This window comes from Peptoniphilus sp. SGI.035, from assembly GCF_050315115.1.
Classification (GTDB): Bacteria; Bacillota; Clostridia; order Tissierellales; family Peptoniphilaceae; genus Peptoniphilus_A.
This window is the reverse complement of sequence record NZ_JBNPOJ010000002.1, coordinates 1-20,601: the sequence shown is the minus strand read 5'-3', so window position 1 is coordinate 20,601 and position 20,601 is coordinate 1. Positions and strand designations below refer to the sequence as shown.

Sequence of the window (20,601 nt, the reverse complement as noted above, 5' to 3'; positions counted from 1 at the left end):
GTCCTTTGTCAACAAGAGCTTGTTTTGCTGGATCAATTTTGTGTATGTGATAACATATATTAATATATTTTTTGTAAAATTTTCTCTTAAAATAGATTTAAAATCTCCTTTATGTTAAAATGATTTTATATGGAGGTGTTTACATGGATACCAGTCGACCCTGGAAAAATGTATTAGTCTATGCGATAAAGGAGAAATTCAGAAGGCTTATAAATTCATAAGTCTATTTAATGATGCCTCTTTACCGCTTAGATAGCGGCTTTTTTTATGCAAAAAAGTCATAAAAATTAAGGAGGCTTTATGAAAAAATACAATAGAGAAGAATTATTAAAGACACAAGATACCATCAATAAAATGGATCCTGTTGATATCGCAGAACAACTAGAGGACCTTCCAAAGGAAGATGTTGCCATTTGGATAAAACTTTTAAACAAAGACCTTTTGGCAGACGCCTTTTCCCTATTGCCAGGAGATAAAAAAGTTGAAATAATAGGTTCCCTTTCCCAAGATAAAATATTATCTCTTATGAAAGATTTGGAAGAAGATGAACTTGTAGACACATTGCAAGAGTTGCCAGCCAATATGGTTAGAAAGCTCATGAACCACTTTATAGAAGAAGAGAGAAGACCAGTTATAAATGAACTTTTGGGCTATCCTCAGGAATCTGTTGGTTCAATTATGTCCGTTGGATTTATCTTTGTAAAAAAGACAGCAACTCCAACACAGGCCCTAGAAAAAATTATTCATTCAGACTTAGATGCAGATAGATTGGAACAAGTTTGGGTTACAAACGAATCCCTTGTGCTAATTGGCTATGTATACTTGGCAGACTTACTTCGTAACAAAAATAAAAATATCGAAGAATTTATACACCCAATAAACTCTAGCGTCTATGCAACAGATGACCAAGAAGTTGTAGCAAAACTTGCCTATAAATACGACCTATCAGAAATTCCAGTAACGGATTCTGAAGGAAGACTTGTAGGTATTGTACCAGTTGAATGGGCAATTGACGTAATGCACGATGAATATGAAGAAGACTTGGGAAATATCCACGGTATTAGCGAATCTTCACCAGAACATTATTGGGACAAATCTGTATTTAGGCTTGCAAAGGATAGAACTATGTGGCTTATAATTTGTCTTGTAACGGCAACTTTTACAAGTTTTATAATAAAAAGATATGAAGCACTTTTAGCATCAAGCGTTGCACTTGCAGCTTATATTCCAATGTTAATGGACTCTGGTGGAAATGCAGGAACACAATCATCCACTACAATAATTCGTGGGATTTACACAGGCGAAATTGAGTTTAAAGAATGTTTACAAGTAATGTTCAAAGAATTTCGCATTGGAATTATTGTTGGATTAATTTTAGTAGTAGTAAATATAATTAGGATGTCAATTTTAGACACTGTGGATATTGGCGTAACTCTAACAGTATCAGCAACACTGCTTACTACCATAGTTTTGTCAAAGATGATTGGCGGCATACTTCCCTTAATTGCAGAAAAATTGAAAATCGACCCAACTATTATGGCTGGACCACTTATCACAACAATAGTAGATACCCTAGTATTATTTGTATATTTTGAAATTGCAACAATTTTAATAGGTGTTTAAATAAAAGTTAGAGGAAGACTTAAAAGTTTTCCTCTTTTTTAATGGAAAATAAAATTTAATACTTGACACAAATAAAGCAATAGTATATTTTTAAGATGAAAATATATGATATTTTTAAATTTACAAAGGTATAAGAAAAGTTATGTATAATATTATAAGATGGAGTGAAGATTTAATCATTACGGCTAGTTAGAATTTCATAAGGGGGTAAAGTTTTGAAAAAAGGTTTAACTATTCTTCTTGTTTGTCTATCATTTTTTGCAGGTTTTTTTACAAATAAGACTATTGCAAAGGAAGGCCAAGGATTGACCAAAACTCAAATGGAAAAATTAATCAATAGAAAGATTTCCGAAGATGAGTGGAAAAAAATGACTAGAGATGGAGATGTACAAATGATTGGTGGAGCAGACGAGCCTACACAAATTTTTACAAATTCAGATAAATAAAAATTAGAAGACAAAAAATTATGTAAAAAACTATGCTAAATATTTTGCCATAGCTTTGGTAAATTTTAAAGAAGGGGAAACTAATTGTAGTCTCCCCTTTTAATTATTTATAAAATTTTCTAAGTTTTCTCTGCTTTCTGATATTTTTTCTAGACTTGTATTTTCTTTTTTTAGATTTTCTTCTACTTCTTTTCGATTATATGTAAAGATTTCTCTTTCATTTTCATCTATATAATATAAATTGTCTAAGTTTTTTATTAGGGCAAGAGTTGTGGCTGCATTTTTAAACAAATCTTTTTTCTCTAAATTTTTATAATTTTTACAGAAGACTTTTAAGCCATAGGGTTCTTCTTCTGATAAAATTTTTATTTCACTTGTTTGAAAATTTTTTGGATATGCTTGCATATTAATTATTTGGGAAACTTTTGAGTTGTCGCCAACAAAATCGGTTTTAAAATCGTATATTGTCTTTTCCTTTTTTTGACAAGCTGAAAAAATAAAAATCACAGCAATAAAAAGTACTAAGTTAAATCTTTTCATTTCAATCCACCTCTTTATTAAAGCATAGCAAAAATAAAAAAAAGTCACAAGGACTTTTTAGGTGCATAGCTTACATTATAGTTCTTAAAAATATTCCAAAAATTAAAATTATTAAAAATATTAGGGTAAATTTGTAGTTCACGATTTTCTCCTAGAATTTATTTTAAAATTTCCTTTAATTCATTTATTAGAGTTAAGTTTGTAACATCGTATAAAAGTGGACTTACTGTGGCATAGTTTTGTCCAAGAAAATATACATCTGAATCATTGGTGCTATTTTCCTTTGGAAAGCCCCTTAGCTTCATGTTGTAACCTTCGCCGTCTTCTGATATGTCATATATGCTCATGACATCGGCACCAACTTTGCAGACCTCTATTCCCTTTAATTCTTCGTAATCGAGATAGGGAACATTAATATTTAAAACTTGCAACTTTTTAAAATCTTCAAGCTTATTAAAAACATCCATTGCAACTTTTGCTGCTGTTTCAAATTTTGAATGACCCTTAACCCATTGAGCTGATACTGCAATTGCCGGTATGTTAAATAAATTTGCTTCGATGGCTGCAGAAACTGTGCCTGAGTAGAGTACATTTGTGGCTGTGTTAAATCCAGAGTTAATCCCAGAGAAACAGTAGTCGAATTTTTCGTCTAAAAGATGTACTGCCGCTCTTACACAATCAGCTGGTGTGCCATATACGCAAAGGCTTCTTACATCTTCAAGTCCTTCTAATTTTGTATCTTGTACAATTAGTGGACTTTTAAAAGTTATTGCATGGGATTTTCCTGAATTTTCAACATTTGGTGCTGCGATTGTAATTTTGTGTCCCTCTTTAATAAGTGCCTTTGCTAGGACTTCTATACCTTCGGCGTTAATTCCGTCGTCATTAGTAACTAGTATATTCAAATTTTCCTCCCTTTAAAGTTCAAACACTTCCGATGGCAAAAATCTTGGTGCAACATCTATTGTGTAGTCTACATTATTTTCTTTATGTTCGGCTGAGAGCAAATCCTTAACTGTCTTTAGTGCTAATTCTGGCAAATTGTTGTCAGATGAAAGGTGTCCCAATAAAATTTTTTCTTTTTTCTTCTTTAACATCATTGATAGGACTTCTGCTGCATTTTCATTGGAAAGATGTCCCTTTGTAGACAAAATTCTTTGTTTTGTGGGATAAGGATAAGTTCCGTTTATTAACATATCAACATCGTGATTTGATTCAAGATAAAAAAGGTCAGAACCGTCCATTTTTTCCATTGCATCTGCGTTTACCCAACCTGTGTCTGTGAGAAGCGAAATTTTTTTGTCGCCAGTTACCACAAAACCACAACCACTTGCACAGTCGTGAAAAGTAGAAATAGGCATAATTTCTAAGTCTTTAAAGGTAAAGCTCTTTCCATTTTCAAAGATAAAAGTGTTTTTTGGGTCAAGCTTTTTCACAATAGGAAGCATTCCATCAAGAGTCATCATATTGGAAAAAACTTTTATATTATGTCTTCTCGACAAAACTCCCACAGATTTTATGTGGTCAATGTGCTCGTGAGTAACTAAAATTGCATCGATTTCGCTTGCCTTTACTCCAATTTTTTCTAAGTTGTCTTCAATTTTTTTGCCTGAAAGTCCAGCATCTATAATAATTTTTGTATTTTTATATTCAATATATTGGCAGTTGCCACTAGAGCCACTTGCCAATGAGCAAAATTTCATAAAAACCTCCAAGCTTATTCTAACACAGCGCCATTTATTTGTTAAGCTTAGTAATTGGATAGGACTGTGTATTCTCCGTCAGCAAATTCTACTTTCCAAGCTGGGATTGCACGACCATTTACTGCACGAGTTATGTCTTCAATATAGCCCTGGTCTTCGGGATTAAAATAAAAGCAAGGGATAATTTTTTCTATGGTCTTGTTGTAATAATCCACCTTATTTAATAGTGTCAAGAGTGCACGTGGTGCAGGTGCTAGATATATTTTTTGGTCGGATTTATCCATTACATTTAGCCAAAGTCTATCCATTGACATTACACCTCGCGAGTCGATGACAAAATTTGTGTAGGAACTTTCTACTGGTATGCTGTCGAAAATTTTTGTGTAATTTAAAATGTATTTATCGTCATCAATTTTGTAATAACTTAGATAAATATCCCTTGTATCGTATTTTTTGTCTAATAAAAATTTTTGGGCAATATTTTGGGCTTCTTCTAAACTGTCAATTTTATATTTATTTTCCTTAGTTCTATTTTCGTAGAAGGATCGTCTTCCATTAACGAGATTTATATATTCGCTGCCACAAGAAATTTCTGCAAGATCTGTACTTGGCCTTGCAATTTGACCCTTTCCATTAAAGTATCTGTCGTTGATGTCTTCCTCTGTTGAAGTTTCAAAGGAAACTAAAACTGATGGAAGTTTTTTAGTTTTTCTTGGGATTTTTGTGTCTAACTTAATATTTTTTTCAGCTAAAAGTTCTGTTACTTCTCTTACAAAATCCCTTGTTGTAGATTCATTTCTTAGTCTGAAATTTGTATAATTTGTGTAGAAAAATAAAATTGCATTGGCAACTAAGAGTGCTATTATTAAAGTTTTTTTAATTTTTTTCCAATCCATAATACTACCTAACCATCATTAACTTTCCAGTTTCTGTGTTAAAATAATAAATATTACCCATATATAGAATTTCGTAGGCAAGCATTGGTTCAGTTGCCTCGACATCATTAAAGCTTAGATATACTAAATTCAAATTTTCTATTGAATTTAAAACATCCATAGTTGAATTATTTTTAAATACATCTCTATTTTTATTAATGACTCTGTGAATATCTTTAAGATAAATTTTTTCTTTTTTGTAAATTGGGTTGTTGTCCTTCCTAATGTAATACTCTCTATAATTTTTTACAAATTCAGAATATACATCAATTTCAATAAAGCTGTGTTTCTTTGAAGGAAGCACTAAAGGAATTTGTCCGTCTTTTAGGTTAAAATAAAACCTATATCCAAGATTACCGTTGTAGTCACAAGGTTCAATTTTTTCAAGATAAATTCCATTGCTAATTCCAGTTTTTTGTGCAATAAACTCCACTGCTCTATTAAGGGATTTATTTAGATCTCTTGATTTCACATCAAAAAGTGATTCTAGAGAATATTCTATTATGCCGTCATAGGAAAGTGATAGGTACTCATTTTCGTATATATAAGTATTTTTGCCATCCACGGTAATTTCTCTAATGTAATCAATGGGAACGTCTAAAAACCTTTCGGCAAGAGTAGATTTTTTATCTTCTTCAAGATTATAAAGTCCAGACAAATAGGAAACCTTTTGAAGAGAAATATAATCTTCATTAGGAATATAAATATCCTTTTTAATTCCATAGGCTTCATAAAAATTTACAGAGCGAAGTCCCTTCTCCTTTACTTCAGCTATAATGTCGTCTATGGGGAAATCTACTTTAATATCCATTAATTTGTAAAAGTTTTTGCTACCAGAAATGTAAATTTCTCCAAGCTCAGATATATATATGGAGTCTACACTAAGGTTTATGTCGTTGTTATTTCTATTGTCGCCAATTAAATTTACAAAAACTGACCCCGATAATGGCGAATTAAATGTAAAAATAATGGATTTTTTCTTTTGTAGATTCAAATATTCTTCAGTACCAATTAATTTTAAATTTTCAGAAGTTGCCTTTTGTAGTTTTTCAGAAATATTTTGGGCAGTTTTTTTCCAATATTCAGAAAGGTCCGTAGTCATGTAATGTTCTCTATCGCCTAAGTTTGCAATAATTCTTTGTGGAGTTAAGATTTCTTTTAAAAATTCATTTACATCTCCAACTGTTTTTTTATTTTCGTCTCTCGTGTCAAAGGATAGCCAAAGATTTTTTGATTGGAAAACCAGTAGGAGTATTAAAAACATTATTGCAAAAGTGGATAAATATCTATGAAATTTCTTCATCTTTATCACCTGTTTTAAAGAGTAGAGTAATTGTTGTGCCTTCGCCAAAAACTGATTCTACTTTTAAATTTCCACCAAGGGATTTTATCATTTCGTTGGCAATAGATAGACCAAGCCCTGTGCCGCCCATTTCTCTACTTCTGCCCTTTTCCACGCGGTAAAATCTTTCTGTAATTCGTGGAAGATCTTCCTTTGGTATGCCAATGCCATTGTCTGAGACTTTTATTTCAACAAAATCTCCAACATTTTTTGCAAATATTGAAATTTTTCCAAAGTCTGGAGTGTACTTGCAGGCGTTGGAAATAATATTTGTAAGAATTTGGTCAGCACCATTTCTGTCGGCGTAAATGTCCTTTATGTCCATGGCAATGTCGAATTCGATTTTGTGATGCTTTTGCGTGATAAGTAGTGATTGAGATTCAATAGCCTCGTCAATAAATTCATAGGTATCAAATTTTACTAAATTCAAATTGTCCTTGTTGTAGTCTATATTTGATAGAGATAAAAGATCTGTAACAATCCTAGACATTCTTGAATTTTCTCTGTCGATTACTTTTAAAAATTTCTTTTCAGAATCAGAGTCTAGTTCGCTATCCAAAAGAGTTTCTGTGTAAGATTTAATTGTAGTAATTGGAGTCTTTAATTCATGACTTACATTTGCCACAAATTCCTTGCGCATAATATCAAGCATATGTTCCTTATTTACATCTTGGAGTACAATTATTAGTCCAGAGTTTATAAGGGCATCGGATTTATATGGGGCATACTTAATTTTGTAGAAAGTGTCGGAAATTTTTGTAAGCTCTTCGCCCTTTAGAGTATCTTCATTTTTGTAGTCGATATTGTAAAGATTTATACTCTTTAAATTTATTTCACGGTTAAAGTCCTTTTCAGAAATATTTAAAATTTTCTTGGCAATAGAATTTGCGTGGATCAATTTATTATTTCTGTCAATGGCAATTACACCTTCAGCCATATAATTAAAAATTGTGTTTAGCTTTGACTTTTCAAGATCCATTTTTTCTATGGTTTCGCGAAGTTCCTTTGTTAAAAAGTTAAACATCAGACCTAATTCGCCAATTTCGTCGTCGCTTTTAACTTCAACGCTTTGGTTAAAATTACCCTTTGCCATGGCTTTTGCCTTTTTTGTGATAGCACGAATTGGACCAGAAATGGAGTTGGCGATAAAATATCCCAAAATTGATGTGGTGATAAGAGAAATAATAGTTGCATAAGTAATTATTACTTTTGAGTCTTCTATTACAGAATAAATAGAATTTAAATTTCTCGTCATATAAATAATTGCAAGAATTTTTCCGTCGCCAGATAAAATTGGTCTTGCAATATGCTTTTCAACGCTGCCTTCGTTTTTATATTCAACAATTTTTTCGCGAGTATTGCCCTTTAATGCATCCATTACAAGTTTTGGCTCAATAAATTTATAGTTGTAGGCATCCTTTAAATCATCGGATGAAATATTTTTTGTGCTTGCAAGTATTTTTGGAGCTTCATCAGAAGAAATAATGTAAGCAGATTCTTCACTGGAAATACCCCAGTCTTTTAGGGTTGCATCAAGCTGGGGTAGTGTTTTATAATTATTATCTTTAAAAAAAGCTGAAGTTGTAGTTGCAAGTGTGTCCATGGTTTTTACCATGGAAGTAGTTGCAGTTTCTATCTGCACATTTTCAAGTCTATCTATTATAAAGGTAGAAGCGATAAACATGGAGATTAGAACAAGTACAACGTAAATTAAAACAAATCTCGATTTAATAGAGTGGCTCATTAGGATTCTCCACTATCTGCTGCAAATAAGTATCCAACTCCCCTTTTAGTCTTGATGTATTTAAAATCTTTATTTTCATCTTCGATTTTTTCACGGAGTCTTCTTACAGTTACATCAACTGTTCTTATATCGCCATAATATTCATATTCCCAAACTTCTTCAAGGAGTTCTTCTCTTGAAAAAACTATACCGGGATGTGAAGCTAAATATTTTAAAAGTTCAAATTCGCGAAGAGTGAGTTCGATGTTTTCACCATTTCTCTTAACTTGATATTTATTTAAGTCGATCTCAAGGTCCATTACCTTTAAGACTTTTGTATCTTCTTCCTTTTTTTCTTGTGAATCAAAGCGTCTTAGAACTGCCTTTACTCTTGCAAGGAGTTCTCTCATAGAGAAAGGTTTAACCACATAATCATCTGCACCAAGCTCAAGCCCAAGGACTTTATCAACTTCATCCTCTCTAGCTGTTAGCATAATAACAGGTACATCAGAAAATTTTCTTATTTCTCTAAGGGCCTCAAACCCATTTAATTTTGGCATCATAATGTCAAGTAGAATTAAACCGTAATTGTTCTCGCCTGCAAGTTCAATTGCACTTTTGCCGTTGTCGGCAGTGTCAATTATATATCCTTCTTTTTCAAAATTAAATTTTATAATTTCAGAAATTGCAGATTCGTCGTCTACTACGAGTATCTTCTCTTCCATAAAACCATCCTTTGTTATTTTTTATCAATTCTTGTGAAAATTTCGTTGCTTCCCTTTTCTGAATAGAGAATTAATAGAGTTTTTGTATCAAGTATTCCATCTATCTTTAAAATCATATCATAAAACCTTGTGAGGTCTGAAGTATTTACAGTTTTTATTCTTAACATAATGCAATGTTCGCCTGTAACTCTATAACATTCAAAAATTTTAAAATTTTCATCTTTTATTTCCATTATTTTAGAAATTAAATTTTCAAAGTTATTTGTATTAACTTTTGCAAGGACATAAGTGTCTACATTGTAGCCAATTTTTTGCCAATCAACTAAGACTTTATATCCCTTAATAAAACCAGCATCTTCCATTTTGTATATTCTTCTGTGGATTGCAGGTCTTGTAAGATTTAACTGTTTTGAAATATCTTCATGACTCATTCTTCCATTTTTTCTTAAAAGTTCTAAAATTTCGATATCTATTTCATCTAAATTTTCATTTTTTTTCATAAAGATTCTCCCTGTTACGAATTGTATAATTTTTTTTTACTAACTTTACTTTATTTTAACATAAATTGAAAAAAATAAAATATATTTAAACACTGTAAAAGATTATGTAAATTACAAAATTAATATTTAATAAGCGATAAATCTTTATAGAGATTATAAAATAGTATATAATAACTTGTACGGAGGCTCTTATGGAAAATTTTTCAGCTCTTAGTTTTAGAAAAATGGAAGTAGAGGATGTTTTTACTTTTAGAAATTGGGGAAAACATAATTCAATTTTGTTTTTAGAATACAATTTTATTGAAGATGGAGAAGAAAATATTATTGCTTGGTTTAATTGGAAGACTAAGAGACCTTTTTCAGAGTATTATGTAATTCTTTTAGAAGAAAAAGTAATTGGCTACTTATCCTTAAAAAATATTAATATTTTTTTAAAAAGAGGAGAACTTGGAATAGTGCTTGACCCAAATTATGTAGATAAGGGCATTGGCAAAAAAATTCTAAAAATATTTTTAGACTATCTAAAGAGTAGAAATTTTAAAAAGATAATTTTATTTGTAGCAGATTACAACAAAAGAGCAAAAAAAGTTTACAATAGCCTTGGATTTACAAAAAAGTATGAGTTCCTTATGCGCTTTACTAATGGAAAATATGAGGAAAATAATTTGGATTTTAAAAATAACAGCAAATCCTTTAAAATTATTTTTAATAGAACTTTTTATTACGCCATAAAAATGGAACTAGACCTTGAAAGAGATTGGTGAGATATGTTTTTACTTGAAAAAAATAAATATGACCTTGGAGAAACTTCCATAGAAAATATTTTTATAAATGATTTTATGCCAGGTGCCAATGGTGAATTTGTTAAAGTTTATATCCTCGGATACAAATTTGCAAAGGAAAATAGAGAAGACTTGACTAATGAAAAACTCGCCGATTACCTTGGCATACTGGAATCTGATGTCAATAGAGCTTGGCAATATTGGCAGAAGATGGGCATAGTTGAAATAGAAAATGAAAAGATAAAGTTTGTTAATTTAAAGGAACTTTATATTAAAAATGTTTACAATTTGAAAGAAGAAAAAAAGAAGGACAAGGGTTACTCGGAAATTGTAGAGAATCCCGTTTATGCAAATTTACTTACTCGAGTAGAATTTTTGATGAGAGAACCTATTGCTCCAATGAAAAAAATTGATATTATTAATTGGATTACATCTTACAATATGCCAGCTGATTTAATCGAAGAGGCATTTTTTTATACAACGGAAATTAAGGGAATTTACAGTGTTTCCTATGCTGAAAAAGTTGTAAGGAATTGGTCCCGTGATAATATTAGGACCATGGAAGATGTTGAAAAATCTTACATTGAACACGATGTAAAATATTATAGATATAAAAAGGTCATGAGGTATATTGGAGTGGACAAAAAATTTTCTCAAGCTGATTTTAATATTATTAATTCTTGGTTTGATGAATTTAATTTTTCAAAGGATTTAATCCTCGCCGCTTGCAATAGAACTTCAAAAATTTCTAAGCCAAATGTAAATTATGTTGATGCTATTTTGAGAAAATGGAGGGAACTTAACATTAATTCAGTTGAAGAGATTGAAGAAAAGGACCAAAAGAAGAAAAAGAGAAAACCAACTGCTTTTCATAATTTTAAGCAAATTACAGATAAATATTCAGAAGATGAATTAGTTGATGTTGCAATGCGAAAACAGCGTGAAGGTTTTAAAAAATTAGGTGTTGATTATGGAACTCACGGCAAAGATAAGTAATTATTACGAAAACTTGAGAAAGAAAAATATTGAAACTCATGAAAAAAGAGTGGAAGAAATTTACAAAAAAATTCCAGAAGTGAGAGAAATCGACGGACTTATTAGAGATATTGCTCTAAGGGCTTCCATTGAACAGATAAAAAATCCAAATCAAGATAAATCCATAGAGCAGTCAGAAAAAATTTATAAATTAAAACTTAAAAAGATGGAGTTTTTAGAAAAAATGGGTTATCCTAGAGATTACCTAGAAGAGATATACACTTGCAAGGATTGTCATGATACAGGTATCAATGAAGACAATGAGAAATGCCACTGCTTAAAGAAATTAATTGTATCTGAACTATACGACATGAGCTCAATTTCCTATATGCTTGACAAAGAAAATTTCGATAAATTTGATTTGAATGTTTTTTCTGAAAAAGTTTATGAAGAATTTAATATGTCGCCAAGAGAAAATATGAAAAATATCCTTGCCATTTCAAAAAGTTTTATAAATAATTTTGATGAAAAAAATGATGTAAATTTACTTTTATGGGGACCAACAGGTCAGGGCAAGACCTTTTTACTCAATTGCATAGCCTCTGAACTTATAAATAAAGACGCAATAGTAATTTATCAGACAGCCTATGAAATTTTAAATACAATTGAAAATAGAAAGTTTAAGAATATAGATGATGATAGGTACAATTTGTACTTTGAGTCCGATCTTTTAATCGTAGATGACCTTGGTATTGAACTTGTAAATTCTTTTACAACATCAGAGATTTTTAACATTATTAATACAAGACTTTTGCGAGGAAGAAAAACTTTAATTTCTACAAATTTATCGCCTAAAGAACTTTCAGAAACTTATACTGATAGAGTTTTTTCGCGAGTTTTTCAAAAATTTGTGCCAATTAGATTTTTTGGACCAGACCTTAGATGGCAATGAAGGGAGAAAAGATGAAATTATCAAAGAGAATTGAAGAGGTAGAGTATTCTGCAATAAGAAAGCTTACACCCTATGTTGACAAGGCTAAAAAAGAGGGTAAAAAACTTTATGAACTTAATATTGGTGCACCGGATATTGACGTGCCAGATATTTATTATGACACCTTCCACCAATTTAGAAAGGGACCACTTCCCTATGCTCATGCACAAGGACTTCGTGAATTAAGAGAGGCAACTGCAATTTATTATAAAAATAGAAATATAAATTTTGATGCAGATGATATTTACATTACAAATGGAGCAAGTGAAGCTATTTTATTTACCTTTCAAGTTATTGCTGATGAGGGAGCTAGCGTTCTTACAACTGACCCCTTTTACACAAACTATATGACAGTTTTTGAGCAACTTGGCGTTGAATTAGATGCTTTTAAAACTGATCCAGATAAGGGTTTTGCACTTCCTGAAGAAGAGGAAATTGAAAAGCATATTACAGACAAGACTGTGGCAATTTTACTTTCAAACCCAACTAATCCAACAGGAGCGCTTTATTCTGAAGAAGAAATTACTAGAATAGTTAATCTTGCAAAAAAATATGATTTATTCATTATAGCAGATGAAGTGTATAGAGAGTTTGTCTACGATGGCAATACTTATAAATCCTTTGGAGAAGTGGAAGGAATAGAAGAAAACTTAATTTTAATCGATTCAATTTCAAAAAGATTTGGCGCTTGTGGTGCAAGAATTGGTTCAATTGCATCAAAAAACAAAGCTTTTAACGATGGAATAAATAAACTTTGTAATTGCAGGCTTGCTGCACCAACTATTGAACAAATGGCTGCTGCAAAGTTATATGGAATTGACAAAAGTTATTTTGAAGAAGTAAACAAAGAATATCAAAAAAGGCGCGATGTAATTTACGAAGAATTAATTAGTATTCCAGGAGTAAAAGTAGAAAAGCCAAAGGGAGCTTTTTATGTAATGCCAAAACTTCCCGTTGACGATACAGAAAAGTTTGCAATTTGGATGATTGAAAATTTTGATATTGACGGAGAAACTCTCGTATTTGCACCAGCAAAGGGATTTTTTAAAAACAAAGAAGACGGAAAGCAAATGATAAGACTTGCTTTTATATTAAATACAGATGCTCTTAAAAAAAGCATGAAAATTTTAAAAGAAGGCATTAAGGCTTATGTGAGTGAAAATGAAAAAAGATAAAATTTTAAAAATTCTAGAAAAAATTCTAATTTTTATAGTAACACTTATAATGATTTCAGTTTTAGCAAATCAATATATAAAGACAAGCGCAGGAGCGATAAACGAGAGCTTAAGAATGGTACAAATTATTCTCGCAATCGTGATAGTATTGTTAACTCTTTTAATGGCAGTTATAAATAAAAATAGAGCATTGTTTTTTATTTTAATAGGATTTTATGCTTTGACGGGAATTTTGTTTTTTATCTTTAAATCTGCAAATAAAATTTAAAGTTAATTATTTTTAACTTTAATTAGCTAAATATGTTATAATTAAAAAACATGGAACTGTCATAGGCAGTTCCTTTTTCAAAAAAGAGGAGAATTATGAATCTATTACTTATAACATTGGTACTATTATTGGCGATAATCGCCATGAAAATTTCAAACAGGTCAGGTCTTCCATCATTGCTGTTATTCTTGGCACTTGGAGTTTTATTTTCAGCACTGGGATATGATTTTAACAATTATAAAGTTGCAGAAAATATTGCCGCTATTTCACTTATGATAATAATTTTTTACGGTGGTTTTGGCACAAACTGGACAATGGGTCGTCCTACTGCTAAAGAGGCTATAAGTCTTGCTACCTTGGGAGTTTTTGCAACTGCAATATTAACTGGACTTTTTTGCCATTATATTTTAAAAATTAATTTTTTGGAATCAATGCTACTTGGTTCAGTTGTTGCTTCAACAGATTATGCTTCTGTATCAAATATTTTAGTTTCAAAAAATTTAAACTTAAAATATTCCACGGCATCACTTCTCGAAATTGAAAGTGGCTCTAACGACCCTACTGCATACACAATGACAATGGTGTTTTTGTCTATTTTATCGGGATATAGTGTTTCAGTTCCAGTAATTATTTTGCAACAAGTTGTCATTGGAGTTCTTGGTGGATTTTTACTTGGATTTATTTTTATAAAGATTATAAAAATATTATCCCTTGACGAAGAGGGTCTATTCTCAGTTTTTATAGCGACTATGATGTTGGGAACCTATTCTCTAACATCACTTGTTGGTGGCAACGGGTATTTAGCACTATACATCCTTGGAATTTACATTGGAAATCACGAATTTAGAAGAAAAAGAGATGTAGTTTTTTTCTACGATGGGCTTTCAACAATATTTCAAATTGCAATGTTCTTCTTATTGGGACTTCTATCTGACATACATTTAATAATAAGGGCAATACCAATTGGATTTATAATTACAATATTTATGTTGCTTGTAGCAAGACCACTTTCAGTTTTTGGACTAATGGCACCCTTTAAAATGAAAAAAAATCAGTTGACATTAATTTCCATTGCAGGACTTAGAGGAGCAGCAGCCATTGCCTTTGCTATAATGGTTGTGAACTCTGGATTAAATATTTCCATTGACATTTTCCACATAGTTTTTGTAATTTGTATATTTTCACTTTTAATACAGGGAACAGCGCTACCCTTTGCAACTAATAAGCTGGATATGTATGATCCCGACGACTCAGTTTTAAGGACCTTTAACTATTATTCAGATAAGACAGATCTTGAATTTATAAAAACTTATGTTGCAAAAAATTCTCCATGGGTAAATAAAAAAATATCAGAGATAAAAATAGCTTTTAATATAATTATTGCAAAAATCGAAAGAGATAAAAAGAGCATTGTACCAAGGGGCAACACCGATCTAAGAGAAGGAGATGTAGTTGTACTAGGTGGCGAAGCTTACTTTGATTCAACAGGTCAGGATCTATTAGAAATAAAAATTTCTGAAACGCATAAATGGGCAGGTAAAAGAGTAAAAGACATTGACATAGATAAGCATGAACTTATAATTATGGTGCAAACTCCAAGTGGAGATATAATTGTGCCAAGGGGCGACACTGTTTTAAATCCTGGAGATAGAGCAGTTATTTCTAAAGAAACAAATGAAATAGAAGATCCAAAATAGGAGGAATTATGTCGGATTTTAAAGAAATAAATGAAGCTAGGGATGCACTTTTGGATTTAAGAAATGAAATTGATGAAGTTATAAAAAACACAGAAAGTGCAAGCAGGTGGAGTATGTTTGACATTTTTGCAGATTCCGGTATAGTGGGATTTGTAAAAAGATCAAAAATAAAGGACATCAACAAAGGTTTAGAAATTATTCGAGAAAAATTAGAAATTGCAAAAAAAGAACTTGGCGATTTAAGATTAAATTTAGACGAGGAAATAAGCGATACAGACTACGACTTTTTTGTAGATGTAATTTTTGACAATATATTTACAGACCTTCGAGTGAATAGAGAAATAAAAGAGATAAGAGAAAATTTATACAATCTTCGTGAAAGAGTTGAAGAAATTTTAAAAAAATTAAATTAAATCTTGACAGAAAAAATTAAAGATGCTAACATAGTTAAAAATAAAAAATAAACCGTTTGAAGAGAAGAGTAATCTTACTTAGAATTTTACAGAGAACCCCGTTTGGTGAAAGGGGCAAAGGAAAAGAAAGATGAACATGGCCTCTGATGGGATTAGTCGATATTAGACTTTTACGGGAGCTCCCGTTATAGAGATAGAGTATGTTGGTACTTGAGAGTGGCATTTATGCAAAATAGGTGGTAACGCGGAAAATTTCGTCCTTATTGTTTTTTAAAACAGTAAGGACTTTTTTTATACATTCTCAAGATGGATTGAAAAGGAGAAAGAAAATGACAAAAATTTTAGCACCAAGTAAGTACGATGTAGTAGGATCTTTTTTAAGACCAGTTGAACTAAAAATAGCAAGAGAAAAATTTAAAAAGGGAGAAATAAATTCCCAAGAACTTAAAAAAGTTGAAGACAGAGAAATTGAAAAACTAGTTAGAAAAGAAAAAGAAGCTGGATTAAAAATTATATCTGATGGAGAATTTAGGAGAAGCTGGTGGCACTACGATTTCTTTTGGGGACTAGAAGGAATTGAAAAATATATTTTAAAAGAAAACGAGCTAATTCACTTCCATGGCGAAACATTAAGACCAGAAGGAGTAAAAATAGTAGGAAAAATTGGCGGAAAAAATCATCCCTTCTTAGAGCATTATAAATTCATAAAAGGCTTTGAAGATGAAAATACTGCAGCAAAACAAACAATTCCAGCCCCTGCACAACTTCTAAGAACTGTTTATAAGCAAATAGGCAGCGGAGAAGTTTACGAAGATGAAAATAAATTTGTAGAAGATGTGGCTAGAGCTTACGGAGAATTTTTCCACGAAATTTATGAATTGGGTTGCAGAAATTTACAAATTGACGATTGTACATGGGGTGCATTAGTAGACGAAGACGCCACAAAAATTTACGAATCTGATGGCAAGAATATTGAGGACTTAAAGAAAATTTATCTAGAAATAAACAATAGAGCAATAGAAAATGCACCAGAGGGATTAAATATCACGACTCATATTTGCAAGGGAAATTACAAATCATCCTTTCACTTTAAGGGAGGTTACGATGCAGTAGCTGATTATGTACTTGCAAGAGAAAATGTATCTGCCTTCTACCTTGAATACGATGACGAAAGAAGTGGCGATTTTAAAGCACTTTCTAAAATTCCAGAAGGCAAGAAGGTAGTCCTTGGCATAGTAACAAGCAAAAGACCAGAACTTGAAGACAAAGAAAAATTAAAGGAAAGAATAAAAGAAGCATCACAATATATACCACTAGAAAATATATGTATTTCACCACAATGTGGCTTTTCATCAACAGAAGAAGGAAATACATTGACAGAAGAAGATCAATGGAAAAAAATTGCACTACTAAAAGAAGTTGCAGAAGAAATTTTAGGATAATTTTAAACATAATAATTAAAAATCTCCGATAGCTCGGGGATTTTATTTTTTATATATGCACACACATAGAAGAAAACTTATAACTTTTTATCCTTTTATCTTAATTAAAAAATAAAATTGTATTTTTTAATTTAAAATTATTAAAAATATTTTTAAAACAAAAAGAACCCACTTAGTGCTATAAACTAGAAGAATTCTGTATTTAATTGAATCCTAAACTTTATATAAGAATTGGTTTAAACAGATACAAAAGATTTATTAAAAAGTAAAATGTTTTCAATATTATGTAAATATACTAGACGACATATTTATTTTTGGATATAATTAATTTGATCTTGCAATTATAATATGAGAGGAGACAAAAAATGCAAGATTCACAAAAGAAAATCAAGTGGTATATGCTGTCATTTATGGCATTCTCCACTTTATGGGGCTTTGGAAATGTTGTTAACGGTTTCGTATTCTTTAACGGAATTCAAGTAATATTTTCATGGGTCCTAATGTTCGCACTTTATTTTATACCTAATGCCCTAATGGTAGGGGAACTTGGTTCTGCTTTCAAAGACGAAGGTGGTGGAGTTACTTCATGGATTAGAGCAACTTCAAGCGATAAGCTAGCTTATTATGCAGGTTGGACTTATTGGGCTTGCCACATCACATACATTGCTTCTAAGGGTTCTGGTGGACTAAAGGCAATGAGTTGGATGTTCTTCCAAAATGCAGAAGTTTATGACTCATTCCCTACTGTGTATGTTCAACTAGCAACTTTAGCAGTATTTTTAATATTCTGTTGGGTAGCCAGCAAGGGACTTAATCCACTTAAAAACTTGGCAACTATTGCTGGTTCTAGTATGTTTGTAATGGGAATTCTTTACATCTTAATGATGTTCGCTGCACCAAAAATTAATCCTAATGGTGGTTATCAAGCTATGGACTGGTCACTTGACAATTTAATTCCAACATTTGATATGAAGTATTTTACAAGTTTATCAATACTTGTATTTGCCGTTGGCGGAATTGAAAAAATGAGTCCTTATGTAAATCACATGGATGGAAATTCTTCAACTGAATTTCCTAAGTCAATGATTTTTGCAGCAGTAATGGTAGTTATTTCAGCTATATTTGGTACTATTGCAATGGGTATGATGTTTGACCCTGCTATAATTAATTCTGATCCAGCAACATTTGACTCTTATGCAGCAAATGGTGCTTATTGGGCTTTCCAAAAATTAGGAGAATATTATGGCGTTGGCAATGCAATTATGATTATTTACGCATTGTGTAACATGATCGGTCAATTCTCTACACTTGTTGTAAGTATTGATGCACCACTAAGAATGCTACTTGACGACGACAGAACAAATAAATATATACCAAGAAAGCTTCTTAAGAAAAATAAATACGGAGCTTACATCAATGGTATTAAACTTATTATAGTTCTTGCAGGTTCTATTATTCTTGCACAAGTTCTTGTGCCAGGAGCTGCAACTGTATTAAGACAACTTACAAAACTTAATTCAATTACAATGCCACTTCGCTACCTATGGGTATTTTTGGCATATATTTACTTGAGAAAGAATAGAAAAGATGTAAAAAGAGATTTCTTCTTTACTCGTAACCAAGGCATTGCATTATTCTTCGGATTTTGGTGCTTTATAGTAACATTAGCTTGTTGTATATTGGGTATGATTTCAGATGACCCAATGCAAATGGCACTTAATGTAATAACACCACTTGTACTTGTTGCGCTTGGAGTAATTTTACCAAAGATTAGAGCAAATGAAGACAGAAAACTTAGCTAATTTCTTAAAGGAGGAAGCATGAATTATTTAGAAACTTCAAAGGAATTGTTAGAATTTATTAGAAAAAGCGCAAGTATGTTCCACACAATTGACACTGTGAAATCTTATCTTGATGCAGAAAACTTTATTGAACTAAAGGAAGGCGAAAGCTGGAATATTGAAAAGGGCAAAAATTATTACACAACTAGAAATGGTTCAAGTGTAATTGCTTTTAAAGTAGGTAAAGATCTTTCAGATTATCACTATCAACTAGTAGCTTCTCACTCTGATTCTCCAACATTTAAAGTAAAGAGTATTCCAGAGCTTGAAGGTCCAGAAGATTATATAAAATTAAATGTCGAAGTATATGGTGGACCAATTGACTCCGTTTGGTTTGACAAACCTCTTACAATAGCAGGAAGAGTATTAGTTGAAGAAAAAGATGAGATTGTATCTAAACTTTTATACATCGACAAAGATATTTTAATTATTCCAAATGTAGCAATTCACATGAATAGAGATGTAAATAAGGGCTATAATTATAATAGACAAGTAGATTTGCTTCCATTATTTACAACAGGAGCTATGAAAAAGGGCGATTATGATAAAATGATTGCAGATGAACTTGGAGTAAATGTTGATCAAATTATTTCTAAAGATTTATTCTTAGTAAATAGGCAGGAAGGAAAAATTTGGGGATACAAGGATGAATTTGTATCTTCACCTAAACTTGACGACTTAGAATGTGCCTTCACTTCACTTAAAGCATTTATTCAAGGTTCAAATGATAAGGCTGTAAATGTATATTGTTGCTTTGACAACGAAGAAGTTGGTTCAAATACAAAACAAGGTGCAATGAGTACATTACTTCAGGATGCATTAAAAAGACTAAATGCATCTCTTGGCTTTGAGGAAGAAGAATACCACAAGGCTGTGGCAAAATCCTTCTTAATAAGTGCAGACAATGCCCACGCAGTTCATCCAAATCATAAAGAATTAACTGATGATGAAAATAAAACTTTCATGAACAAGGGAATTGTTATAAAAGAAGCGGCAAATCAAAAATATACATCAGATGCTTTTTCACAAGCAGTATTTAAAAAGATTTGTGCTTTAGCAGATGTACCAGTTCAACACTTTGCAAATAGAAGTAATATGCAAGGAGGTTCAACTCTTGGAAACCTATCTAACACACAAGTTTCACTTCACGCAGTTGACATTGGACTTCCACAACTTGCAATGCACTCAAATTATGAAACAGCTGGCGTAAAGGATCCAGTTTATATGATTAAAGCACTTACAAAATATTATAACTTAAATATTAAAATTGACGGAGCATCAAAAATTTCTATTGAAGAATAATTTTTGCTTACAAATAAAAATTATTTGAGTAAAATTAAAAAACACTTAAAGAGCGGACTTATAAAGTTTGCTCTTTTTTTTACGAGATATCCAACTTGATTTCGTGATTTTATATTTAAGTCTTTATTAAAGATCTTTCGCATAATCTTTTTTGTGTAAAAGGGAATAAAATACTTTA

20 protein-coding genes and 1 other annotated feature are annotated in these 20,601 nt (G+C 31.3%); of the genes, 12 read left to right on the top strand and 8 right to left on the bottom strand.

Annotated elements, in window-relative coordinates; genetic code table 11:
* The first annotated feature begins 300 nt into the window (after positions 1 to 300).
* Both mgtE and ACQRC6_RS01345 read left to right on the top strand, forming a co-directional pair.
* Positions 301 to 1,623: a magnesium transporter gene (mgtE, locus tag ACQRC6_RS01350; RefSeq protein ID WP_427847395.1), complete on the top strand. Its 1,323-nt coding sequence runs from the start codon at positions 301 to 303 to the stop codon at positions 1,621 to 1,623.
* A 215-nt stretch (positions 1,624 to 1,838) separates the two neighbouring features.
* A complete protein-coding gene (locus ACQRC6_RS01345; protein WP_427847394.1) occupies positions 1,839 to 2,069 on the top strand; it encodes a hypothetical protein in 231 nt (76 codons plus the stop codon).
* Between the two features lie 99 nt (positions 2,070 to 2,168).
* On the opposite strand, the gene ACQRC6_RS01340 is transcribed toward ACQRC6_RS01345, so the two are convergent.
* The 8 genes from ACQRC6_RS01340 to ACQRC6_RS01305 form a co-directional block, all read right to left on the bottom strand.
* Entirely contained in the window at positions 2,169 to 2,609 is a 441-nt protein-coding gene (locus tag ACQRC6_RS01340) for a DUF4825 domain-containing protein (RefSeq protein WP_427847393.1), read from the bottom strand.
* A 158-nt stretch (positions 2,610 to 2,767) separates the two neighbouring features.
* On the bottom strand, positions 2,768 to 3,514 hold the full coding sequence (surE, locus tag ACQRC6_RS01335; protein WP_293557203.1) for a 5'/3'-nucleotidase SurE: 747 nt from the start codon (positions 3,512 to 3,514) through the stop codon (positions 2,768 to 2,770).
* Between the two features lie 12 nt (positions 3,515 to 3,526).
* Complete coding sequence (locus tag ACQRC6_RS01330) at positions 3,527 to 4,312, bottom strand: MBL fold metallo-hydrolase (protein WP_293557202.1); 786 nt, start codon at positions 4,310 to 4,312, stop codon at positions 3,527 to 3,529.
* Positions 4,313 to 4,359: 47 nt separating this feature from the next.
* Positions 4,360 to 5,208: a hypothetical protein gene (locus tag ACQRC6_RS01325; protein WP_427847392.1), complete on the bottom strand. Its 849-nt coding sequence runs from the start codon at positions 5,206 to 5,208 to the stop codon at positions 4,360 to 4,362.
* Between the two features lie 4 nt (positions 5,209 to 5,212).
* Positions 5,213 to 6,550, bottom strand: a complete 1,338-nt coding sequence (locus tag ACQRC6_RS01320) for a hypothetical protein (RefSeq protein WP_427847391.1) — start codon at positions 6,548 to 6,550, stop codon at positions 5,213 to 5,215.
* On the bottom strand, positions 6,534 to 8,333 hold the full coding sequence (locus ACQRC6_RS01315) for an ATP-binding protein (RefSeq protein WP_427847390.1): 1,800 nt from the start codon (positions 8,331 to 8,333) through the stop codon (positions 6,534 to 6,536). The genes ACQRC6_RS01320 and ACQRC6_RS01315 overlap by 17 nt, the downstream gene beginning before the upstream one ends.
* Positions 8,333 to 9,037 (bottom strand): response regulator transcription factor, encoded by a 705-nt coding sequence (locus ACQRC6_RS01310; RefSeq protein WP_293557198.1) that lies wholly within the window; start codon positions 9,035 to 9,037, stop codon positions 8,333 to 8,335. The genes ACQRC6_RS01315 and ACQRC6_RS01310 overlap by 1 nt, the downstream gene beginning before the upstream one ends.
* A gap of 14 nt (positions 9,038 to 9,051) precedes the next feature.
* On the bottom strand, positions 9,052 to 9,537 hold the full coding sequence (locus ACQRC6_RS01305) for an Lrp/AsnC family transcriptional regulator (RefSeq protein WP_427847389.1): 486 nt from the start codon (positions 9,535 to 9,537) through the stop codon (positions 9,052 to 9,054).
* 191 nt (positions 9,538 to 9,728) lie between these two features.
* Here ACQRC6_RS01305 and ACQRC6_RS01300 point away from each other — a divergent pair, with 191 nt between their 5' ends.
* The 10 genes from ACQRC6_RS01300 (at position 9,729) to ACQRC6_RS01255 (ending at position 20,423) form a co-directional block, all read left to right on the top strand.
* Complete coding sequence (locus ACQRC6_RS01300; protein WP_427847388.1) at positions 9,729 to 10,301, top strand: GNAT family N-acetyltransferase; 573 nt, start codon at positions 9,729 to 9,731, stop codon at positions 10,299 to 10,301.
* A 3-nt stretch (positions 10,302 to 10,304) separates the two neighbouring features.
* Positions 10,305 to 11,315: a DnaD domain protein gene (locus ACQRC6_RS01295; RefSeq protein ID WP_427847387.1), complete on the top strand. Its 1,011-nt coding sequence runs from the start codon at positions 10,305 to 10,307 to the stop codon at positions 11,313 to 11,315.
* Positions 11,290 to 12,246 (top strand): ATP-binding protein, encoded by a 957-nt coding sequence (locus tag ACQRC6_RS01290; RefSeq protein ID WP_293557194.1) that lies wholly within the window; start codon positions 11,290 to 11,292, stop codon positions 12,244 to 12,246. The genes ACQRC6_RS01295 and ACQRC6_RS01290 overlap by 26 nt, the downstream gene beginning before the upstream one ends.
* Before the next feature lie 11 nt (positions 12,247 to 12,257).
* Complete coding sequence (locus tag ACQRC6_RS01285) at positions 12,258 to 13,460, top strand: pyridoxal phosphate-dependent aminotransferase (protein WP_427847386.1); 1,203 nt, start codon at positions 12,258 to 12,260, stop codon at positions 13,458 to 13,460.
* Entirely contained in the window at positions 13,447 to 13,728 is a 282-nt protein-coding gene (locus ACQRC6_RS01280) for a hypothetical protein (RefSeq protein ID WP_427847385.1), read from the top strand. The genes ACQRC6_RS01285 and ACQRC6_RS01280 overlap by 14 nt, the downstream gene beginning before the upstream one ends.
* A 95-nt stretch (positions 13,729 to 13,823) precedes the next feature.
* A complete protein-coding gene (locus tag ACQRC6_RS01275; RefSeq protein WP_427847384.1) occupies positions 13,824 to 15,425 on the top strand; it encodes a potassium/proton antiporter in 1,602 nt (533 codons plus the stop codon).
* Positions 15,426 to 15,433: 8 nt separating this feature from the next.
* On the top strand, positions 15,434 to 15,838 hold the full coding sequence (locus tag ACQRC6_RS01270) for a hypothetical protein (protein WP_427847383.1): 405 nt from the start codon (positions 15,434 to 15,436) through the stop codon (positions 15,836 to 15,838).
* 47 nt (positions 15,839 to 15,885) lie between these two features.
* Positions 15,886 to 16,103: a binding site (T-box leader), on the top strand.
* 64 nt (positions 16,104 to 16,167) lie between these two features.
* Entirely contained in the window at positions 16,168 to 17,280 is a 1,113-nt protein-coding gene (locus ACQRC6_RS01265; protein ID WP_427847382.1) for a 5-methyltetrahydropteroyltriglutamate--homocysteine S-methyltransferase, read from the top strand.
* 365 nt (positions 17,281 to 17,645) lie between these two features.
* The gene (locus tag ACQRC6_RS01260) at positions 17,646 to 19,082 is read left to right on the top strand and encodes an APC family permease (protein WP_427847381.1); all 1,437 of its coding nucleotides are present in this window, start codon (positions 17,646 to 17,648) and stop codon (positions 19,080 to 19,082) included.
* Positions 19,083 to 19,100: 18 nt separating this feature from the next.
* A complete protein-coding gene (locus ACQRC6_RS01255) occupies positions 19,101 to 20,423 on the top strand; it encodes a M18 family aminopeptidase (RefSeq protein WP_427847380.1) in 1,323 nt (440 codons plus the stop codon).
* Positions 20,424 to 20,601: the final 178 nt, after the last annotated feature.